The following is a 20,159-nucleotide window of genomic DNA, read 5'->3' as shown; positions in this document are numbered from 1 at the left end:
AGGAAAATGACATGCTGACACCCAAGATCAAGATCGCCGAACTGACCAGCGAGGAAGCCCGGCAATATCTGAACGATGACGCCGTCGTGCTGCTGCCGATGGGCTCGCTCGAAGACCAGGGCACCCATGCGCCGATGGGCGATTACCTGGCTGCCGAAGCCGTCGCCCTCGACATTGCCCGCGCCGCCCGCGCCGAGGGCGTGCCGACCTTCATCGCGCCGGTCATCCCCTTTGGCGGCGCCGATTATTTCGGCTCGTCCCATGGCGGTATATCACTCACCCAATCGACGCTGTTTGCCCTGCTCGACGACATGTTCGCCTGCCTGGCACGCCATAAGCTCACCAAGGTCATGGTGATCAACGGACACGGCGGCAATGTCACCGCGATCAACGACGTTTCGCTGAAATGGCGCCAGACCAATGGCATGTTCGTCGCCTCGATGTATCTGTGGCAGGGCAGCTACGAATTGCTGAAGGATATCCTCGGCCCCGAGGCAGCGGCGAAGTCCTCCGGCCATGGCGGCGATCCGCTGACCTCCGTCGGCCTGCACTATTATCCCGATCTCCTGCGCATGGACCTCGCCCAGTCGCCACCGAAGGGTCGAAAGGCCATGGGTGTCGAGGTGGCGGGGTTTGCGGCCCTCAAATATGCCGGCGCCCGTCTGCAGGCGCCGATCGAGGCGATCGAAACCGCGCCGCACGGCGTGTGGGGCGGCGATCCGGTCTATTGCTCGGCCGAGACCGGCAGTGCTCTGACGGCGCGTCTGGTCGAAATCGGCGCGGGCTTCATCCGCGATCACGTGTCAAAGCGTTTCGCAGCCTGACATCATTTGGAACGGGGCGGCGGGCAGACCTGGCCGCCCCTGAAATCGAGGACGAAGCCGGGCCGGATCAGGTCGGTCGGAAGCTCACATAGCGCGGATGGGCTTCCGCCCATTCTTCGGCGGCCTGACGAGCCAGCTTGAAGATGGCCTCGGTCTGGGCCCGGCGCGCCTTGTTCTGGTGCACGCATCGGATATCGAGCGGCGCCAATTGCACCGTGGTCGGGATTTCGACCAGCATTCCGGTGGAAATCTCCTGTTCCAGGGCGGCCAGCGGCACGGCCGACGCACCATATCCGGCTTTGACCAGGTCGCAGATCGTGCTGAGCGAATTACCGGTATGGCGGGAGTTCGGACGCCGCTTGGTCTCTTCGATCAATTCGGCGACCGGGCCGAACAGCGGCGAGGTATGGGGATAGAGCACCAGCGGCAGTTCCCGCAATTCGTCCGGCGTCAGCGGTCGGGTGATCTCGCCGACGACGTCGGGCCGAGCGACCCAACCGACGTGATAGAGTACGGAAAAACTGTCGGCAATCTGCGGCAAGCCGGCCTCGCCTGTGACGAACGCCATATCCAGCGCGCCGGATTTCACCAGCGGCCGCAGGTCGACATTGGCACCGGAATAAAAGTCGACCAGCGGCGCATCCGGCAGGTTGGCAATCTTGTGCCGCAAGGTGATCGCCCAGGTGACCGTCACCATCGAGACGATGCCGATCGTATAACGCCTTTTTTGCTTGAGCTTCAGGCGACTGGTCAGCGTTTCGCTGAGATTGAGAAACGTCTCGGCATATTCCGCCACTTCATGACCCTGTTCGGTCAGGGTGAAATCGGACTGGGATCTGTCCACGAGCGGTATGCCGAAGCTCTCCTCAAGCCCGGAGATTCGTGCAGAAACAGCGGGTTGGGTCAGGCCTATATGGTCGGCCACACGCTGATAGCTCTTAAGACGGGTCAGCCAGTAAAAGGCTTCCAATTGTTTGAAGTTCATGGAGCAAGCCTAATGCAACTTGGGCATAAATCCACATAAAAATTCTCTATGGACGACACCAGAATTTTTGTTTTGACCTGGAAGCGCAGTTGCGGTGAATGGAGAAAACGCCATTCGTGCCAACCGAGGATTTCCCATGACAATCGCTGTCTCCCTGCCCGCCGAAGACAAGACGGAATGGTGGTGCCAGATGCTGCGGGATCTGATGCCGGATTGGAAGATCGAGCCGCTTGACAAGGTCGAGGATCCTGACGCCGTGACCTATACCGTGGTCTGGCGTCCGGCCACCGGCGCCATGACGCCATTCAGCAACCTCAAGGCCATCGTGTCGCTCGGCGCCGGCATCGACCATGTGCTGGCCGACAAGCAATTGCCGCAGGACGTGCCGATCATCCGCACCGTCGGCACCGATCTCACCCAGCGGATGAAGGAATATGTGGCGCTGCATGTGCTGCGCCATCACCGCGAAATGCCGGCCATTGAGGCAAACCAGGGCCGCAAGCTCTGGGAGCAGATCATCGTACCTCCGGCAACCCAGCGGCGCGTTGGCGTCATGGGTCTCGGCAATCTGGGCTCGGCGGCTGCCGAACTGCTGTCGCAGATCGGCTTCCCGGTCGTCGGATGGTCGCGCTCGCCGAAGGAGTTGCAAGGCGTGCAGTGCTATTCCGGCCCGGACGGTTTCAAGAGCTTCCTGGAAGGCACGGAAATCCTCGTCTGCCTGCTGCCGCTGACCGATAGCACCCGGGGCATCCTGAACGCTGATACCTTCAATCAGTTGAAACGCGGCGGCTCCATCATCAATGCCGCCCGCGGTCCCCACATGGTGGACAGCGACCTGATCGAAGCCCTGAACTCCGGACAGATCGGCGCCGCCACCCTCGACGTCTTCCATGTCGAGCCGCTGCCGGACACCCATCCTTTCTGGTCCAATCCCAAAATCACCGTCACGCCGCATATCGCCTCGATGATCGATGCTCCGACCGGCAGCAAGATCGTCGCGAAAAACATTCGCATCTTCGAGGAAACCGGCACGGTCCCGGACCTGGCCGACGCCAAACGCGGCTACTGAGCCCAGTCCTAAGCTCCTATCCCGCCCCGATTGCAGCTCTCCGGCGCTTGCCCGCCCGGAGGGCTTTTTCGTGCATTTTTCGCACCGCCCGCACTGGCAGGCCACAGGCTTACCCCAAATTTCTTTGATGGCGGCAGTCAGAAAATTCGATTGGACTTTGAGGCCCTGAAATCGTTGCATCGCAAGGCAACAGGCGTTCCGGAAGCCCTGCTGGAGCCCCGACGCAGATCCGATCAAGCACCACGGACAAAGCCCTGACCCTGATATCGCTGTGTCGCAGCCGGTCGCAGCGGCGGGAGTATTTTGGACTTTTCAACCGCCCTGACTTGGCCCCAACAGGAGAATTTGCAGATGAATAAATGTCTTCTTCCCGCCATTCTGTCGACAGCGCTCCTTGCCGGCCACGCCCAGGCACAATCCGCCGAAGTGAAGGGCGAGATCACCCTCAGCGCCTATTCCGGCATCTTCCAGGACAAATATGTGGAGGCGGTGATCAAGCCCTTCGAAGCCAAGTTCCCTGGTGTGAAGGTGAACTTTTTTCCCGTTGGTGCATCTTCGGGCATGCTCGGCAATCTGCGCTCCCAGGCAGGCGATCCCCAGACCGACGTGGTGATCTTCGACGTATCGACCTCGCTGATCGGCGACAAGGAAGGCCTGCTCGCACCCTTGAGCGCCGCCGACGTGCCGAACCTGGCCGACCTGGTGCCGCAGGCCATCGTCAAGGAGGGCTATGGTCCGGCCGTGACCTTCGACAATCTCGTCGTGCTCTACAACACCGAGGCCTTCCCGACGCCGCCGACCTCGCTGTCGGTGCTCTGGGACAAGGCCTATGCCGGCAAGATGGCGATTACCTCCATGCCGTCGATTCTCGGCTCTGGCCTGATGGTGATGACCTCGGCGATGCTCGGCGAGGACTACACCAAGTCCGTGACGGCATCCGCCGCAAAGCTCGCCGAAATGGCGCCAAACGTCCAGACCTTCGACCCCAAGCCTGACGCCTATACGCTGGTTATCAACGGCACGGACGTGCTTGCCACCGGCTGGAATGCCCGCGGCCAGTATTATGCCGATCAATCCGGCGGCAAGCTCGGCGTCATGCTGCCGAAAGAGGGCAGCATTCTGCAGATCAACACCATCAATCTGGTCGAAGGGGCCAAGAATCCGACGGCCGCCAAGGCGTTCATCAACTACGCGCTGTCGCCTGAGGCCCAGGCCGCCTTCACCGAGGCGATGTTCTACGCGCCGGTCAACGCCAAGGCCAAGGTCAGCGATGGGGCGACCGCCCGCACCGTTGCCGGACAGCTCGACAAGATGCTGCCGCTGGACTGGGGCTGGGCTGCGACCAAATCCGACGCCTGGAACCAGATCTGGAAGCGTCAGATCATCTCGGCCGGCAACTGAACGGTCAGGATGATCCGATGAACCCGCCAGCATCTCCCGCTCATATCCGCATCGACAGCCTGACATTCGACTACGGAGGCGCTCGCCCGGCCGTGGATGCCCTGTCCTTCGATATAGAAAAGGGCGAATTCATCGGGCTCCTCGGTCCCTCCGGCTGCGGCAAGTCCACCACGCTCCGGATGTTTGCCGGCCTGCTTGCGCCGACCGCGGGCAAGATCCTGATCGACGGGCAGGACATCGTGTCCCGCCCGTCGTGGAAGCGAAATCTCGGCCTGGTGTTCCAGTCCTATGCGCTCTTCCCGCATATGTCGGTCGCCCAGAACATCGCCTTCGGCCTGCATCTGCGCAAGGTCGGCAAGGAAGAGGTGGCCTCCCGCGTCGCGAGCGCCTTGCGGGCCGTCCGGCTGGAGGGCTTTGCCGCACGGCGGCCCTCCGAACTGTCGGGCGGGCAGCAGCAACGCGTGGCGATTGCCCGCGCCATCGTCATCGAACCGGAAATCCTGCTGCTCGACGAGCCGCTGTCCAATCTCGATGCGCGCCTGCGCGACGAGATGCGCTTCGAGATCCGCGACATCCAGAGCCGCACCGGCATCACCACCCTGTTCGTCACCCACGACCAGCAGGAAGCGCTGACCATGTGCGATCGCATCGCGGTGATGAATGCCGGACGGCTGGAGCAGATCGGCACGCCAGCCGAGGTCTATGACCGCGCCGAAACCCCCTTCGTCGCCAATTTCATCGGTCGCGCCAACATGCTGCCGGCCGTGCTGGCCAAGGCTGCTGGCGCTCCCCAGTTGATCCACCAGGGCATGGCCTTGCCGGCTCCCGGCCCGACGGATCTGCCGCCAGGCGCCTCCGAGGGATCCGAACTGTCGGTCATGGTGCGGCCCCATGCCATCCGTCTCAAGGCTGGCGGCGGCGGGCTGACCGGACGGGTGACCCGTCGCGTCTATGTCGGCAACATCATCGAAGTGGAGGTTGAGCTGCCGGGGGGCCGCAGCCTGGTGGCGGAATTGCGGCCCAATAGCGAGGAGGCGGCACTCGCCCAACTGGGCTTCGAGGCACAGCTCGACTGGCAGAGTTCCGACATGCGGATCTTCGCCGCATGAGCAAATTCGCGATCCCCGGCACCTCGACGCCTTTCACCCCCTGGCTGCTTCTGGCACCCGCGCTGGCGGTCCTGACGGTCTCCTTCATCGCGCCGATCGCCTGGCTGTTCCGCATGTCGCTGAACATTTCCGATTTCGGCGCGATCACCGAAGCGATCAGCCTCAGGACCTATGCCACCATCCTGCAGGACAGCTATTACCTCGATCTTCTCGGCCGCACCCTGCGGCTGTCCGTCACCTGCTCCGTCATCGCCATGCTGCTCGCCTATCCCATGGCGCTGTCCCTGTCGCGGATGACATCGCGCTGGCGGACCCCGCTCACCGTGCTGGCCGCCTCGCCGCTGCTGATTTCCGCCGTCGTGCGGTCGTTCGGCTGGATGATCACGCTTGGCGACGACGGATTGCTCAATTATCTGCTGCGCGCCGCAGGCCTGGTGGTCGAACCGCTGCACCTCGTCAACAATTACACCGGCGTGGTCATCGGCCTGTCCGAAAGCATCATGCCCTATATCTTCCTGACGATTGCCGCAGGACTGGGCAAGCTCGACCGACGGCTCGACGATGCCGCCATGTCGCTCGGCGCACCGCCGCATATGGTCTTCCTGAAAATCACCCTGCCGCTCAGCCTGCCGGCCATCATGGCCGGGCTGACCATCGGCTTCGTGCTCTCGGTGTCGTCCTTCATCACGCCATCGCTGCTGGGTGGCGGTCGTGTCTTCCTGCTGGCGACCGAAGTCTACGATCTGGCCCTCATGTCGCTGGACTGGCCGACCGCTGCCGCACTCGCCTTTTTGATGCTCGCCTTCTTCGTCATGGCCATGGTGCTGTCGAGCCTCCTGCTGCGGATCCTGATGCGGAGGATACGATGATCCTGACCAAGACCCTCTCCGTTCTGGCGCGCCTCTACGTGGCGATGATCTTCGGCATCGTCTTCATGCCGATGGCGATCATTCTCGTCATTTCCTTCAGCGCCGACAGCTATCTGTCATTCCCGCCGTCCGGCTGGAGCCTGAAATGGTATGGCACGGTGCTCAGCAACACCGCCTTCATGGAAGGCATGCGCAACAGCCTGGTAATCGCGGTGATCGTTGCCGCCTTGAGCCTTGCCTGCGGCCTGCCGGCGGCCTACGCGCTGGTGCGGCTGGCGTTCCCCGGCCATAACCTGATCCGCAACCTGATCCTGGCGCCGCTGATCCTGCCGGCCATGATGCTCGGGCTTGGCATCTTGATGGTCTTCACCCCGGCCGGGCTGGTTGCCACCTATCCGGGCCTGGTGCTGGCCCATCTCATCATGACGCTGCCTTTCAGCGTCCGCATCCTGCAGACGGCCCTTGGCAATCTCGGCACGGACGTCGAGGAAGCCGCCATGACGCTCGGGGCCCCGCCGTTGAAGGCGTTTACCGCCATTACCCTGCCGCGGCTGCTGCCCGGCATTTTCGCCTCCTCGGCCATCGCCTTCATCCTCTCCTTCGACGAGATCGTCTTGTCGCTCTTCATCGTTGGCCCCAGGCTGCAGACCCTGCCGGTTGAAATCTACCGCTATGTCGACGAACGGACCGACCCGATGGTCGCCGTTCTGGCCGTGCTGATGATCGCCATCTCGCTCTCCGTCATCCTGATCGTCGAACGCAGTATCGGCTTCTCCAAGGCCTTTGGCCGCTAATCTCCTTGCCATCCCAGACAGGACACTTCCATGACCTATAAAATCAATGCCATGCCCGAACAGATCGCCGCGGCCGATCTTGCCCTTCTTGCCCAGGTCGAGACGGCCACGCTCGGCCACTGGCGGCATTTCGGCTTTCTCAGCCGGCAGATCCAACCGCTGATCCCAAGGCGTCGCGTCGTCGGCACGGCGGTGACGATCGCCATCCCCGGTCCCGATTCCACCCTTCTGCACCACCTGCTGAGCCTGCTGCGTCCCGGCGACTTCGTCATTGTCGATCGTCTGCATGACGACCGCTACGCCTGCTGGGGCGGCGGCGTGACGGTCGGGGCCAAGGCCGCCGGTGCGGTGGGTGCCGTGGTCGATGGCCCCTGCACCGATCTCGAAGAGATCGAACAGTCCGATTTTCCAATGTGGTGCCGCGGCATTTCGCCGATCACCACCAGGCTTTACGATCTCGGCGGGGCGATCAACATCCCCGTTTCCGTCGGCAATACCGTCGTGATGCCGGGCGATGCGGTGCTGGCCGATGAAAGCGGCGTCATTGTTCTCTCCCCAGACGAAGTCGCCTCGGAAGCGCAGAAAGCCATCGATACGCAAGTCCGCGGCAAGGCCCGCGAGGCCAGCGTTCGCGAAACCGGTGTGAAGCTTGGCGACATATCAGGCGCAACGGAGAAGGTGATGGCGAAATTGCTCTGAGCCATGATAGATAGGCTGGGACCACGACGCCGTGCTCCCGCTTTGCGCCACAAGACCATATGCGAGACCTGCCGTGACCTCTGCCCCTCTGCCCTTCGCTTGCGAAAAACACCCGGCCTCTGGGTCCGGCGGTATCGTGGTGAGCAACCATCCCTTGGGATCTGCGGCTGGTGCCGAGATCTTGCTTGCAGGCGGCAACGCGGTCGATGCGGCCGTGGCGACGCTGCTGGCACTGACCGTGGTCGAGCCGATGATGGTGGGCATTGCCGGCGGCGGGTTGTCGCATCTGCGGCTGAGTGACGGACGCCACGTCGTCATCGATGCCCTGTCAACGGCGGCAGCGTCGATGCATGCCGAAATCTACGAGCCGGTGTCCAACGATCCGCCCGACTATATGGAAGCCAAGGGACGCCGCAACATCATCGGCGCCTCGTCTGTCGCGGTGCCCGGCAATCTCGCCGGCTGGTGCCAGATGCAGGCAGACTACGGCAAACTGCCGTTCGCAGACGTCGTGGAGCCGGCGATCCGGCTGGCGGCCCGCGGTTTCGCGGTGACCCATTATCTCTCCGGCGCCATTGCCGAGGCCGCCGGTGAACTCAGCCAAGATGCCGAGATCGCCCGCATTCTCCTGCCGGGCGGACGGGCCCCGGCTCCGGGCGAGCGCCTGGTGATGGGCGACTATGCGCAGAGCCTGGCGCTGATCCAGCGTGAGGGCGCGAGCGCCTTGCATGGCGGCCCGCTCGGTGCAGCGCTTGCCGCCCGCATGCAGACCGGCGGCGACGATGCCGGCTGGATCACCGAAGCCGACCTGCGCGACTACCGCCCGATCGAGCGCCAGCCGATCATCGGCAGCTATCGCGGCTTCGAGATCGCCGGACCGCCGCCGCCGGCCTCGTCCGGCGTGCATGTCACCCAGATGCTGAACATGCTGGAGGGTTATGACCTGGCAGAGCTGGGATTCGGCAGCCCGCAAACCCTGCATCTGATGGCGGAAGTCATCCGGATTGCCTTTGCCGACCGCCAGAAATACTCCGGCGATCCGGCCTTTGTCGACGTGCCGGTGGAACGGCTGACCTCCAAGGCCTATGCCGCGACATGCCGGGAACAGATCCGCAATGCGGCGGGCATTCCGGCGCCGCGCAGTCCCGGATACGAGAGCCACGACACCACCCATGTGACGGTCACCGACCGTGACGGCAATATCGTCACCGCCACCCACACGATCAACGGTCTGTTCGGGGCGCGGTTCGCGGTGCCGGGCACCGGCATTATCCCCAACAACTACATGAGCAATTTCGATCCCCATCCGGGACAGGCGCTCTCCGTGCAGCCGGGAAAGCGCGTGCCGACCTCGATGGCGCCGATGATCGTCATGAAGGACGGCGCACCGGTCTTCGCACTCGGCCTGCCCGGCGGTCTGCGCATCTTCCCCTCGGCCATGCAGGCGATCGTCAATCTCGTCGATCACCGCATGAGCCTGCAGCAGGCCATGGAGGCCCCCAGGATCTGGACCCAGGGCCAGGAAGTCGAAATCGAGACTGCCTATGCGCCGCAGGCTGCAGCCCTTGAGAAACTCGGCCACGAGGTTCGCATCATGCCCCATATCGGCGGCGGAATGAACGCGATCGTGTTTGGTGAAACAGCAACTGGGGCCGCCTGCTGGCGCGCCGATGGCACGGTTGTGGCGCTGGGCGGTGGCCTTGCACGGCCGGGTGTGCGATTCTGGCCGGACAAAGCCCCATTGGACACAGAAGAGGCGTGAGACCGATCTTGCTCGCGACGATCGGCAAGCGGATCCATTGCGCCGCCCCAAAAATTGGAAAGAGCCCATGAACGAACCTTCCAAGCAGACAATACCACCGGCTCCCCGCTTCATGCTGCTGACCGGTGCCAGCCGCGGCATCGGCCATGCGACGGTGAAGATGTTCCTGGGACAGGGCTGGCGTGTGCTCACCGTCTCAAGGCAGCCGTTTTCCGAGGATTGCCTGTGGCCCTCGGCCCGCGAAAGCCACATCCAGGCCGATCTGGCCGATCTCTCGCAAATCGATCGGCTGGCCGCAACCGTCCGCGAGCGCCTGAACGGCTGCCCCTTGCACGCCCTGGTCAACAATGCCGGGATCTCGCCCAAGGCAGCGGACGGCGGCCGCCTCGGCGTCGCCGAAACCGATGCCGACGTCTGGACGAAGGTTCTGAATGTCAATCTGGTGTCGATCGCCCTTCTGGCCCGCGCTCTGATGCCGGAACTGGAGAGGGCCGGCGGATCGATCGTCAATGTCACGTCGATTGCCGGTTCGCGGGTCCATCCCTTCGCCGGCGTCGCCTATGCGGCGTCAAAGGCGGGACTGGCGGCCCTCACCCGCGAACTCGCCCACGAATTCGGGGCGCGCGGCATAAGGGCCAATGCTATCGCCCCTGGCGAGATCGCGACATCCATCCTGTCGCCCGGAACCGACCAGTTGGTGGAGGCCGAAGTCCCGATGAAGCGGCTCGGAACGACCCAGGAAGTCGCCGAAACGATCCTGTTTCTCTGCAGCGAGCGGTCTTCCTACATCAACGGCGCGGAGATTCATATCAATGGTGGGCAGCACGTGTGAATTCCCGCAAGCGCTTGCCGTGACCGGACCGGACGCTATCCCCGGTGGCAGCGGGCGCGAAACGCCCTCACAGTTTCGCAAAATCCTTCAACAGCACGATTTCATCCTCTCCGGAGATCATGTCGGCATTGGTTTGGAGAGCATATTCCACGACGGCCAGAATACCGCCGAGATGCAGGTCGAGCAGTCTTGCAGCCTCATCCTCATCATGCCGACTGATGGCGGCATAAAGCGCCACGTGATCTTCGATGACTTCCTCGAAATATCCCGTCTTCGGAAACGCCTGGCGACGCACCCGATCAAGCTGACCCGCTGCCGTATGGATCGTCTGCCAGATATTCGGAAATCCGGCAATCCGGCAAAGAAGCTGATGAAACTCGTTATCAACCTTGAACGCCTCGTCGACATCGCGGCGTTTTGCAGCATCCTGCTGTCGGAAGATCAGGAGGTCGAAATCTTTATTGTAGACCGGATCGAAATTGCGCGCCGCCAGCCGCACCGTTCGCAGTTCCAGGCTTGAGCGCACCAGATGGCCCTCGATAACCTTGCGCATGACGATCTTGTTGACGAAGGTACCGCCGCTGGGAACGATGCTCACCAGTCCTTCCTGGGCCAGGCGAAGAACGGCCTCCCGCAAAGGCGTTCTTGATATGCCAAGTTCGGCGCAGATTGCCTTCTCGTTGAGGGTTTCGCCCGGCGCAAGCTTCATGGTGATGATCGCATCGCGAATGACATTGTAGGCCCAAAGCGCCTTCGGCAGCCCGGCCCCCGTATCATCCTGCACCAGCTTGGAATGTATGTTCACTTGGAGCCCCGTCCGCAACCACTACCGTCTATGATCATATATGCATTATACGCCGCTGTAACCGATGCAAGAGCCTCTCGCGAGCCGCAGATCAAGAGGTCAGTGCATGGCGCGAAGAACCTCTTCCAGCGTATCGAGGAAGATATCCGCATGCTCCTTGCCGAACGGCAGCGGCGGCCGGATCTTCAGGGTATTGCCATGAATGCCAGCAGCGCTGATCAGAACCTTCCGATCGCGCATGCGATTGACGACGGCAAGCGCCAGGCCGCCATCGGGCTCGCGGCTCTGGCGGTCCTTGACGAATTCCAGGCCGAGAAACAGGCCCGCGCCGCGCACGTCGCCGATACAGTCGAAGCTCTGCTGCAACTGGCGCATTCCCGCCAGCATATGGTCGCCGGTCGACAGCGCATTGCCCATCAGATCCTCGTCGCGGATGATGTCGAGAACGGCATTGGCGGCAGCGATCGAGACGTGATTGGCGCCGAACGTGTTGAAATAGCGAATGTCGCGGCCGAACCGGTCCTGCACCTCGGCCTTCATGACGGCGGCGGCAATCGGCAGGCCATTGCCCATCGGCTTGCCCATCACGACGATATCGGGAACGATGCCGTGCCGCAGGAAGCCCCACATATGCGAGCCGAGCCGGCCGAAGCCTGGCTGCACCTCGTCGGCAATGTGGAGCGCGCCGGCCTCATGCACGATCTCCAGCGTCTTCTTCAGGAAGCCTGCCGGTTCGGAAAAAATTCCGTCCGTCGAAAAGATGCTGTCGGCGATGAAGGCGGCCGGCTTGATGCCATGGCGCCGCAGGAAGGCGATCGCCTTGGCGACGCCGTCGGCAAAGGCGGTCTCAACGTCCTGGCCACCGGCCCGATAGGCGTCCGGTGCCGGCACGGTCACGACATGCACACCGAGCGGCATGTTGGGACCAAGCGACGGCGAAATCTCCGCTGCCGCCGCCGTGACGCCGTGATAGGCATTGTCCGTGATGATGATGCCGGTCCCGCCGGTGTAGTAACGCGCAAGGCGCAGGGCCAGATCGACGGCTTCGCTGCCGGTGCAGGTGAACATGACCCGGCTGAGCTCGTCCGGAAAGGTCGCGAGCAGCTTGTCACAATAATCGAGGATCTTCTCGTCGAGGTAACGGGTATGGGTGTTCAGCACGGCCGCCTGCTGGCTCATCGCCGCGACCACTCTCGGATGGCAGTGGCCGACCGACGGCACGTTGTTATAGGCGTCCAGATAGGCATTGCCGTCGGCGTCGTAGAGCCAGACGCCCTCGCCGCGCACCAGATGCAATGGGTTCTCGTAGAACAGCCGGTAGGACGGTCCGAGCACCGCCTGACGCCGCTCGATCAGCGTCCGCTCCCGTTCGGGCAGGCTGGCAAGCCGCGCCGGATCAAACCCGTTGATCATCGTGTTGGCTGGCTTGTTCATCACTCTCTCCCTCGGCCGCAGGCGGCTGCCAGACGCGCCATGGCGTCGTCATCTGATATGGCGTCGAGGCGGGCAAATTGCCCCCACACCGTCGGACTGTTACGGGTGTAGAAGTCCCGCTGCTCGGGAAACAGCCGAGACCGCCATTCCGGGATAACGACGCGCATCAGCATGCGCGTCCGCACGGCGGTCAACAGCAAGTCGATCTCCGGAGCACTCAGGGTCTTTTGCGTTGTATACCCCTCCAGAAAATCACCCATGGCCCCGACCGGATCTTGAGCGACACCCAACTGGTAGGCGGCGCCGACCGCAACGTCGAACAGCCGCGGCGCATGCACCATGTCGCCGAAATCGATGATGCCGGTGATGGTATCCGGCGCCGTCTCGCTGACGAGAATATTCTCCATGTTGAAATCGTTGTGAACCACCTGCGCTGGCAGATGATCCAGGCGGGGCAGGATATGGGCCTCGAAATCCTCCATGGCCTGCTCCAGCCGGGTACGCTGCGCAAGATCGGTGAAGGCGCCGAGCAGATCCCGGAGCCCCGCGGCATGGGTCATGTCCCAGGTGATGCGGTGATGCGCCGCTTCGTGGGTAAATCCGGAAAGCGCCGTCTGCAGACGGCCAAGCAGCGCACCGACACGATAGCGCTGCAGCGGCGAATGGGGTTGCGATGTCTGCGATGCGCCCGGAACGAAGGTGACGAGGCGCACGCCGCGCGTTCCGCCGTCCGCATCGGTCATGCGGAAATCGGCTTCGCCGTCCAGCGTGCGGATGATCCTCTGGACCGGTAGACCGGGGTCTGCCGCCTCCACATGCAGCAGCGCCTGGCTGTGCATGCTGGTCATCAAAGGAGGTTCGGCCGGGTTGAGGATCTTCAGCAGATAGGCGGTGCCGTCGTCGAGGGTCAGCCGGTAATTGCTGTCCTTCTCGCCCCACAGCCACTCGACCTGTCCGACAAGTCCGTATCTGTCCCGTGCAATCCGTTGCGCCTGTTCCGGCGGAACGCTGGCCACGCCGGTCTTGAGTTCAGCGCCGAGGCCATCCCCTCTTGCTTTGCCTGCAGTCATTGCCCTGTTTCCCCCTCTGCCAGTCTTTTTGATTTGCGCGGACATGGCGCCAGGTTTTAGCGCCTGCCGCCTGCTATCCCAGTCTCACGCCAAGCGCGGTGAAGACAGAACCTCTTCCGGATAGGCACTCTGATAGGCCGCAGCAAGTGTCAGCACGATGTCGTCGCGAAAACGCGGACCGACAAATTGTAGTCCGATCGGCAGCCCGCCGCCGTCAAAACCGCAAGGAACCGACACCGCCGGCTGGCCGGTCATGTTGAACGGATAGGTAAAGGGCGACCAGTCGGACCAGTCCTTGCCCTGCTTGCCATCCGGGAAATCGACACCTGCCGCGATCGCCGTCACCGGCATGGTCGGCAGCATCAGCGCATCGTATCGTTCATGGAACAGCGCCATGGTAACCTTGAGATCGGCCCGGACCTGCTCGGCTGCAACATAATCGCGGGCGGTATAGGTACATCCCTGTTCATAGATGCGGATGAGACCCGGATCCATCAGCGTCTTCTGCTCCGCGGTCGGGTTCGCCAGTTCCACGGTGCGGGCTTCCGCAGCATACCAGAGAGTGAGCAGGGCATCCTGAGGATTGGAGAAACCGGGGTCGACCTCTTCGATGATGGCGCCCATGTCGGACAGTCGACGGGCGGCGCGCTCGATGGCCGACGCGACATCCGGCTGCACCTCGGCATATCCCAGATTGCGGCTATAGCCGATCCTCAGGCCCTTGACGCTGCCCCCCTGGATTGCCGCGCGCCAATCGGGCACCGGCGTCGGGCAATAGCCATACATGGCGCGCGCCGTCGGCCCGGTCGTGGCGTTCAGGAACAAGGCTGCATCCTCGACCGTGCGGGTCAGCGGACCGCGATGGGCCAGCTCGAACAGCGGCGTCGGCGTATCGGAGGGGATCCAGCCATAGGTCGGCTTGATCCCGAACGTGCCGGAGAACGATGCCGGGATGCGGATCGATCCGGCCCCGTCCGAACCTTCGTGGAGCACGCCCATGTTGAGCGCTGCGGCCACCGCCGCGCCGCCAGACGAGCCGCCCGACGCACGATCCGTGCGCCAGGGGTTGAGCGTATTGCCGAAGGCCGGCCCATGGGTCACGCCCTTCCAGCCGAATTCGGGCGAGGCGGTGGTGCCGAGCACGGTGACACCCGCGGCCCGCAGCCGCTCCATGATCAGGTACTCGACCTGCGATGGCTCCTTGGCGCCCAGCGCCGAACCCCGGCGCCAGGGAATGCCCTTGACCGGCGTCAGTTCCTTGATCGTCGTCGGCGCACCGTCGATCGGGCTGAGCGGCTCGCCCCTCTGCCAGCGGGCCTCGGACTCCCTTGCCGCCGCTAGCGCCAGGTCCGGCACCACATAGGCAAAAGCGTTGACGCTCGGGTTGAACCTCTCGATCCGCGCCAGCGATGCCCGGGCGGCCTCGACCGGAGAGGCCCTGCCCGATGCAAACAGGTCCGAAAGCTGTGCGGCGGTCATTTCGCCGAGATCGGTCTTTTCCATGCTGCTCATGATGTCATGTCCTCAAAGGTTAGGCTTGCGCCGCCCGCAACGTGTCCAGTGCCCGCTTGACCGCCGCAAACATCTCGTCGACCTGCTCGGAGGTGATGATCAGCGGTGGGCAGAAGCAGATCGCCTCGGCAATGTTGCGGATGATCAGTCCCTCTTCCTCGCAGGCGGCCGCGACGGCTGCGGCAGCATCGCCGGGCTTGCCGTCGGTTTTCGGGTGGATCTCCAGCGCACCGATCAGACCCAGGCCACGCGAGGAATGCACCAGCGGATGCTTGGCAAGCTCCGCCAGTCCGCCGAGGAACTGCTCTTCGAGACGCGCCACGTGACCGACCAGATCCCGCTCCTGGATAATCTTCAGGTTTTCAAGCCCGACAGCCGTCGCCACCGGATGGCCGGATGCCGTGTAGCCATGGCCGAAAACGCCGAGACGATCGGATTCCTCGGCAATCGGCTGATAGAAGCGATCGTTCATCAGGATCGCCGACAGCGGCATGTAGGACGACGAAATCTGCTTCGACAGAACCAGCACATCCGGCTCGATGCCCAGCGTCTGGCAGGCAAACATCTTGCCGGTGCGGCCAAATCCGCAGATCACTTCGTCGGCCACCAGCAGGATATCGTATTTCTTGAGGATCTCCTGGACGCCGGCCCAGTAGCCGTCCGGCGGAACCAGCACCCCGCCCGCCCCCATGACCGGCTCGCCCCAGAAGGCGGCGATCGTCTCCGGACCTTCCTTGAGGATCAGATCTTCCAGATCCTGAAGGATGCGCTTGGTAAAGTCCGCCTCGCTCTCGCCGTCCTGCGCAAAATGCACATAGGACGGGCAGGATGTGTGGATCATCCGGTCGAGCGGCAAGTCGAAGCTGTCGTGGTTGCGCGACAGGCCGGTGATTGAGCCGGAGGCGATCGTCACGCCGTGGTATCCCTTGATGCGACCGATGATCTTCTTCTTGTCCTTCAGGCCGAGCGCGTTGGAACGGTACCAGACCATCTTGACGACAAGGTCGTTGGCCTCGGAGCCGGACGAGGTGAAATGCACCTTCGACATCGGCACCGGCGCCATCTTGATGAGCATCTCGGCAAGCTCGATCGACGGGCCATGGGTCTTGTAGGAGAAGGTATGATAGTAGGGCAGCTTCTCCATCTGCGCCTTGGCGACTTCCGCCAGCCGCTTCTCGCCGAAGCCGAGTGCCACCGACCACAGGCCGGCAAGACCTTCGATGTAGCGCTTGCCGTTGATATCGGTGACGTAGATCCCATCGCCGCTCTCGATCACAAGTCCGCCCGATTTCTCGTATTTGCGCAGGTTGACGTTCGGATGCATCTGGTAGGCAATGTCGCGGCCTTCCATCGAATTGGGGACGATCGTCATCGGTGTCTCTCCATTGGCAGGTCGGGCCGTTCAGCCCCGGGATGATATCATGGTGACCGACGGCTCACGCCGTCATCAGTGCTTCCTTCGCCCGACCGGGAATGGCCTCGATCAGGCTTCTTGTATAGGCATGTTCGGGTGCGCCGAATATCGCAGCGCCGGTTCCCGATTCCACGACCTCCCCCTTCTGCATGACCAGCACCCGGTCGCATATCTTCGCCGCGACACGCAGGTCGTGCGTGATGAAGACAAGAGACAGGTCGAGGTCTTTCTTAAGCTGGTCTAGGAGGTCCAGGATCTGCGCCTGGATCGACACGTCGAGGGCCGAGACGGCCTCATCGGCGATGATGATCTCCGGTTCGAGCGCCAATGCCCGGGCGATCCCGATGCGCTGCCGCTGTCCGCCGGAAAACTCATGGGGGAAACGGTCGACACTCTTGGCATCCAGTCCGACCATTTCCAGCAAGCCGGCAGCGCGGGCGAGCGCCTTTCTCTCGTCTTCGCCATAGGCGATCGGCCCGGACGCTATGATGCGCCCGACCTTCTCGCGCGGATTGAGCGACGAATAGGGATCCTGGAAGATCATCTGCATCCGGCGGCGCATGGCCCGCAGTCCAGCACCCTTCAGATGGGCCATGTCATGGCCGCCCAGAAGAACACGGCCGGCGTCCGGATCCTGCAGTCGCACCAGGCACCGCCCCACCGAGGACTTGCCGGAGCCGCTCTCGCCGACGATGCCCAGGGTCTCGCCACGCGACAGCTGGAACCACACATCCTTGACGGCCTGCACGGATCGCGCCCTGGAGAACAGTCCGCCGCCCGAGCGATAGGTCTTTGACAGGTTTTCCACGGTCAGCAGAGGTTCGCGGGGTGTCGTGCCGGCCATCCCCTGCCCGACCCGCGGAATGGCCGCGATCAGTTTCTTCGTGTAGGGATGCTGCGGCGAGAAAAGCACCTCGTCGGCCGTACCTTGCTCGACGATCCGGCCAAGCTGCATCACGGTCACGTAATCGGCAATTTCGGCCACGACACCGAAGTCGTGAGTGATGAACATCACCGCCATGTTGCGCCTGGTTTGCAGGCCCTTGATCAGCGTCAGGATCTGCGCCTGGGTGGTCACGTCGAGGGCCGTGGTCGGCTCGTCGGCGACAAGAACCTCGGGCTCGAGCGCCAGCGCCATGGCGATCACCACGCGCTGACGCTGGCCTCCAGACAGCTGGAACGGGTAGCTGTCTGCGGCACGCGACGGATCCGGCAAACCGACCTCCGTCAGCAGCGCCAGCGCCCTCTGTTTGCGTGCCCTGGGCGTCAGGAGCCCGTGCGCCTCGAAGACCTCCTCGATCTGCGCGGACACCTTCATCAACGGGTTCAGCGCCGACATCGGTTCCTGGAAGATCATCGCGACCCGGCGCCCGCGAATGGCATAAAGCGCCTCGGGCGGCAGGGTGATGAGATCCTGGCCGTCAAGCAGGATACGGCCCTCGGCAACACGCACGGCTTCGGGCAGCAAGCCCATCAGCGCATTGGCCGACATCGACTTTCCGGAACCGCTCTCCCCAACCACACACAGCAACTCGCCGGGGAACAGCTTGAAGCTGACCCGATCGATGGCGTACGGCCTGTCGCCGCCCTGCGGCAAGGCGACGCTGAGCCGGTCGATATGAACGACCGGCGCGCCGCGATCCTGTTCACGGGCTGCCCCGGGATGAATGACGGCATCTGCCGCTGTCACGTCTGGCATGGTCTATTTCCCCTTGCGGGCAAGGCGTGGATTGAGGGCGTCATTCAGCCCCTCTCCCACCAGATTGAGCGCGAGAACGGTCAGCAGGATTGCCAGTCCGGGAAAGAAACTGACCCACCAGGCCTGGCGGATGACGGTGCGTCCGGCCCCGATGATATAGCCCCAGGACATGATGTTGCGATCGCCAAGCCCGAGGAAGGACAGAGAACTTTCGATCAGGATTGCCGCGGCAACCATCATCGAGGCCAGCACGATGATCGGCGACAGCGTATTCGGCAGGATCTGGCGCCAGATGATCGTCGCATGGGTCTGCCCCGACAGCACGGCAGCCTCGACGAATTCCCGCGATCGCAGCGACATCACTTCGCCGCGCAACAGTCGTGCCACGGGTGGCCACGACACGACGGCAATGGCAATGACGATCGAGGTGATCGATGGCTGGAAGATCGCCACCAGCACCACCGCCAGCGCAAAGCTCGGCACACTCTGGAAGAACTCGGTAAAGCGCATCAGCACATCGTCCACCCAGCCGCCGAAATAGCCGGCGACCGCACCGATCGGGATGCCGATCAACAGCGCGACAACGGTGGAGACGAGGCCGACCAGCAGGGAAATGCCGGCTCCATGGGCAAGGCCCGCGGCCAGATCGCGGCCCAACGGATCCGTGCCCAGAAGGAAGGCATCCATGGTGAAGGGCGGAATGAACGGCCGCTGCACCATGGCCCAGGGCGAGCGCGTGAAGATGAACGGAGCGGAGAACGAGAGAATGACCACCGCGATCAGAATGACAAGGCCGACCACGGCGCCGCGGTTTTGCGAAAAGCGCGTCCAGAAATCCGTCATGAGGTCACCTTGATGCGGGGGTCGACGAGGCGGTAGAGCACGTCTGTGATGAGGTTGAACAACAGCACCATCGCGGCCGAGACGACGAACACGCCGAGAAGCAGGTTGTAGTCGCGTTGTGAAAGCGCATCGAACATCAGCCGGCCAATGCCCGGCCAGGCAAAGACCGTCTCGATCAGCACGGCACCTCCGACAAGCTGTCCGGCCTGGAGACCGGCCAGCGTGACAACCGGCAGCAGCGCGTTGCGCAAGACATGCCGGCGCTGGATCACACCCGGACGCAGCCCCTTTGCTTTTGCCGTTTTGACAAAATCAAGCCGGCTGACTTCCAGCATAGATGCCCGCGTCATCCGGGCATAAACGGCCATGAAGAACAGCCCGAGCGTCATGGCCGGCAGGATCAGATGCTGCAGGATATCAAGGGCACGCGCGACGCCCGTGTAGTTTGCACCGACCGTCTCGTATCCGAAGCCGGGCAACCAGCCCAGTTGTACCGAAAACAGCAGAACGGCCATCAAGGCGAGCCAGAACAGCGGCGTGGCATAGAAGATCAACGCCACGAAGGAAATGATCGTATCGGCCCATTTGCCCTGCCTGGCCGACGCAAAGGCCCCGGCCAGAACCCCAAGCCCCAGCGAGATGACGAAAGCCGAGAGCGAGAGCAGCAGGGTTGCCGGCAGCCGCTCGCCGATCAACTGGATGACCGGCAACTGCTGGCGATAGGAGTAACCGAGATCGAGCTGGACCACCGAGGAAACGTAGATCCAGAGCTGCACGTAAAGCGGCTTGTCGAGGCCGAAGCGTTCTCTGAGCTGCTGCACAAAGGCAGGATCGGCATCACCGGCCTCCCCCGCCATCACCGCCGCCGGGTCGCCCGGTGCTGCATGGATGAGAAAGAAATTGAGCACGGTAATGCAGATCAGGATCATGACTGCCTTCAGCAACCGCCCCGAGATGAATCTCAGCATATTGATAGCCCCGACTGGTTTTTCAGGTCCAGGATGACCCAGGCGGAGACGGATCTCCGCCTGAATGCCG

18 protein-coding genes are annotated in these 20,159 nt (G+C 63.0%); 9 read left to right on the top strand and 9 right to left on the bottom strand.

All coding sequences use genetic code 11. The features are described 5' to 3' along the window. The first annotated feature begins 11 nt into the window (after positions 1 to 11). A complete protein-coding gene (locus HGO38_RS02420) occupies positions 12 to 824 on the top strand; it encodes a creatininase family protein (protein WP_250954313.1) in 813 nt (270 codons plus the stop codon). A 67-nt stretch (positions 825 to 891) separates the two neighbouring features. Here the strand turns inward: HGO38_RS02420 and HGO38_RS02415 are convergent, their stop codons facing one another. Then, positions 892 to 1,809 carry a LysR family transcriptional regulator gene (locus HGO38_RS02415; RefSeq protein ID WP_250954312.1) on the bottom strand — a complete coding sequence of 306 codons (918 nt, stop codon included), beginning with the start codon at positions 1,807 to 1,809 and terminating at the stop codon, positions 892 to 894. A gap of 136 nt (positions 1,810 to 1,945) precedes the next feature. Here HGO38_RS02415 and HGO38_RS02410 point away from each other — a divergent pair, with 136 nt between their 5' ends. From HGO38_RS02410 to HGO38_RS02375, 8 genes are all read left to right on the top strand, one after another. Then, a complete protein-coding gene (locus HGO38_RS02410) occupies positions 1,946 to 2,878 on the top strand; it encodes a 2-hydroxyacid dehydrogenase (RefSeq protein WP_250954311.1) in 933 nt (310 codons plus the stop codon). 351 nt (positions 2,879 to 3,229) lie between these two features. Then, positions 3,230 to 4,279: an ABC transporter substrate-binding protein gene (locus HGO38_RS02405; RefSeq protein ID WP_250954310.1), complete on the top strand. Its 1,050-nt coding sequence runs from the start codon at positions 3,230 to 3,232 to the stop codon at positions 4,277 to 4,279. 17 nt (positions 4,280 to 4,296) lie between these two features. Beyond that, positions 4,297 to 5,388, top strand: a complete 1,092-nt coding sequence (locus HGO38_RS02400) for an ABC transporter ATP-binding protein (RefSeq protein ID WP_250954309.1) — start codon at positions 4,297 to 4,299, stop codon at positions 5,386 to 5,388. After that, complete coding sequence (locus tag HGO38_RS02395) at positions 5,385 to 6,257, top strand: ABC transporter permease (protein WP_250954308.1); 873 nt, start codon at positions 5,385 to 5,387, stop codon at positions 6,255 to 6,257. The genes HGO38_RS02400 and HGO38_RS02395 overlap by 4 nt, the downstream gene beginning before the upstream one ends. Beyond that, positions 6,254 to 7,051: an ABC transporter permease gene (locus HGO38_RS02390; RefSeq protein ID WP_250954307.1), complete on the top strand. Its 798-nt coding sequence runs from the start codon at positions 6,254 to 6,256 to the stop codon at positions 7,049 to 7,051. Before HGO38_RS02395 ends, HGO38_RS02390 begins: the two co-directional genes overlap by 4 nt. Positions 7,052 to 7,081: 30 nt before the next feature. Continuing rightward, on the top strand, positions 7,082 to 7,750 hold the full coding sequence (locus HGO38_RS02385; RefSeq protein ID WP_250954306.1) for an RraA family protein: 669 nt from the start codon (positions 7,082 to 7,084) through the stop codon (positions 7,748 to 7,750). A 73-nt stretch (positions 7,751 to 7,823) separates the two neighbouring features. Beyond that, positions 7,824 to 9,512 (top strand): gamma-glutamyltransferase, encoded by a 1,689-nt coding sequence (ggt, locus tag HGO38_RS02380; protein ID WP_250954305.1) that lies wholly within the window; start codon positions 7,824 to 7,826, stop codon positions 9,510 to 9,512. Between the two features lie 112 nt (positions 9,513 to 9,624). Then, positions 9,625 to 10,344 carry an SDR family NAD(P)-dependent oxidoreductase gene (locus tag HGO38_RS02375; protein WP_250954510.1) on the top strand — a complete coding sequence of 240 codons (720 nt, stop codon included), beginning with the start codon at positions 9,625 to 9,627 and terminating at the stop codon, positions 10,342 to 10,344. 67 nt (positions 10,345 to 10,411) lie between these two features. Here the strand turns inward: HGO38_RS02375 and HGO38_RS02370 are convergent, their stop codons facing one another. From HGO38_RS02370 to HGO38_RS02335, 8 genes are all read right to left on the bottom strand, one after another. Then, the gene (locus HGO38_RS02370; RefSeq protein WP_250954304.1) at positions 10,412 to 11,149 is read right to left on the bottom strand and encodes a GntR family transcriptional regulator; all 738 of its coding nucleotides are present in this window, start codon (positions 11,147 to 11,149) and stop codon (positions 10,412 to 10,414) included. Between the two features lie 99 nt (positions 11,150 to 11,248). Beyond that, positions 11,249 to 12,583: an aspartate aminotransferase family protein gene (locus HGO38_RS02365; RefSeq protein WP_250954303.1), complete on the bottom strand. Its 1,335-nt coding sequence runs from the start codon at positions 12,581 to 12,583 to the stop codon at positions 11,249 to 11,251. Continuing rightward, positions 12,583 to 13,653, bottom strand: coding sequence for a phosphotransferase (locus HGO38_RS02360; RefSeq protein WP_250954302.1), 1,071 nt, complete (start codon positions 13,651 to 13,653; stop codon positions 12,583 to 12,585). Before HGO38_RS02360 ends, HGO38_RS02365 begins: the two co-directional genes overlap by 1 nt. An 84-nt stretch (positions 13,654 to 13,737) precedes the next feature. Beyond that, a complete protein-coding gene (locus HGO38_RS02355) occupies positions 13,738 to 15,165 on the bottom strand; it encodes an amidase (protein ID WP_250954301.1) in 1,428 nt (475 codons plus the stop codon). A gap of 19 nt (positions 15,166 to 15,184) precedes the next feature. Continuing rightward, the gene (locus tag HGO38_RS02350; protein ID WP_250954300.1) at positions 15,185 to 16,537 is read right to left on the bottom strand and encodes an aspartate aminotransferase family protein; all 1,353 of its coding nucleotides are present in this window, start codon (positions 16,535 to 16,537) and stop codon (positions 15,185 to 15,187) included. Between the two features lie 64 nt (positions 16,538 to 16,601). Further along, on the bottom strand, positions 16,602 to 18,278 hold the full coding sequence (locus HGO38_RS02345; RefSeq protein WP_250954299.1) for an ABC transporter ATP-binding protein: 1,677 nt from the start codon (positions 18,276 to 18,278) through the stop codon (positions 16,602 to 16,604). 3 nt (positions 18,279 to 18,281) lie between these two features. After that, a complete protein-coding gene (locus HGO38_RS02340; RefSeq protein ID WP_250954298.1) occupies positions 18,282 to 19,121 on the bottom strand; it encodes an ABC transporter permease in 840 nt (279 codons plus the stop codon). Beyond that, complete coding sequence (locus HGO38_RS02335; RefSeq protein ID WP_250954297.1) at positions 19,118 to 20,089, bottom strand: ABC transporter permease; 972 nt, start codon at positions 20,087 to 20,089, stop codon at positions 19,118 to 19,120. The genes HGO38_RS02340 and HGO38_RS02335 overlap by 4 nt, the downstream gene beginning before the upstream one ends. Between the last annotated feature and the right edge of the window lie 70 nt (positions 20,090 to 20,159).

It is taken from the genome of Rhizobium sp. CG5 (genome assembly GCF_023701945.1).
In the GTDB taxonomy this organism is placed as follows: Bacteria; Pseudomonadota; Alphaproteobacteria; order Rhizobiales; family Rhizobiaceae; genus Allorhizobium.
Note: the sequence above shows the minus strand (reverse complement) of the source record. Positions and strands in the feature narration are given on the sequence as shown.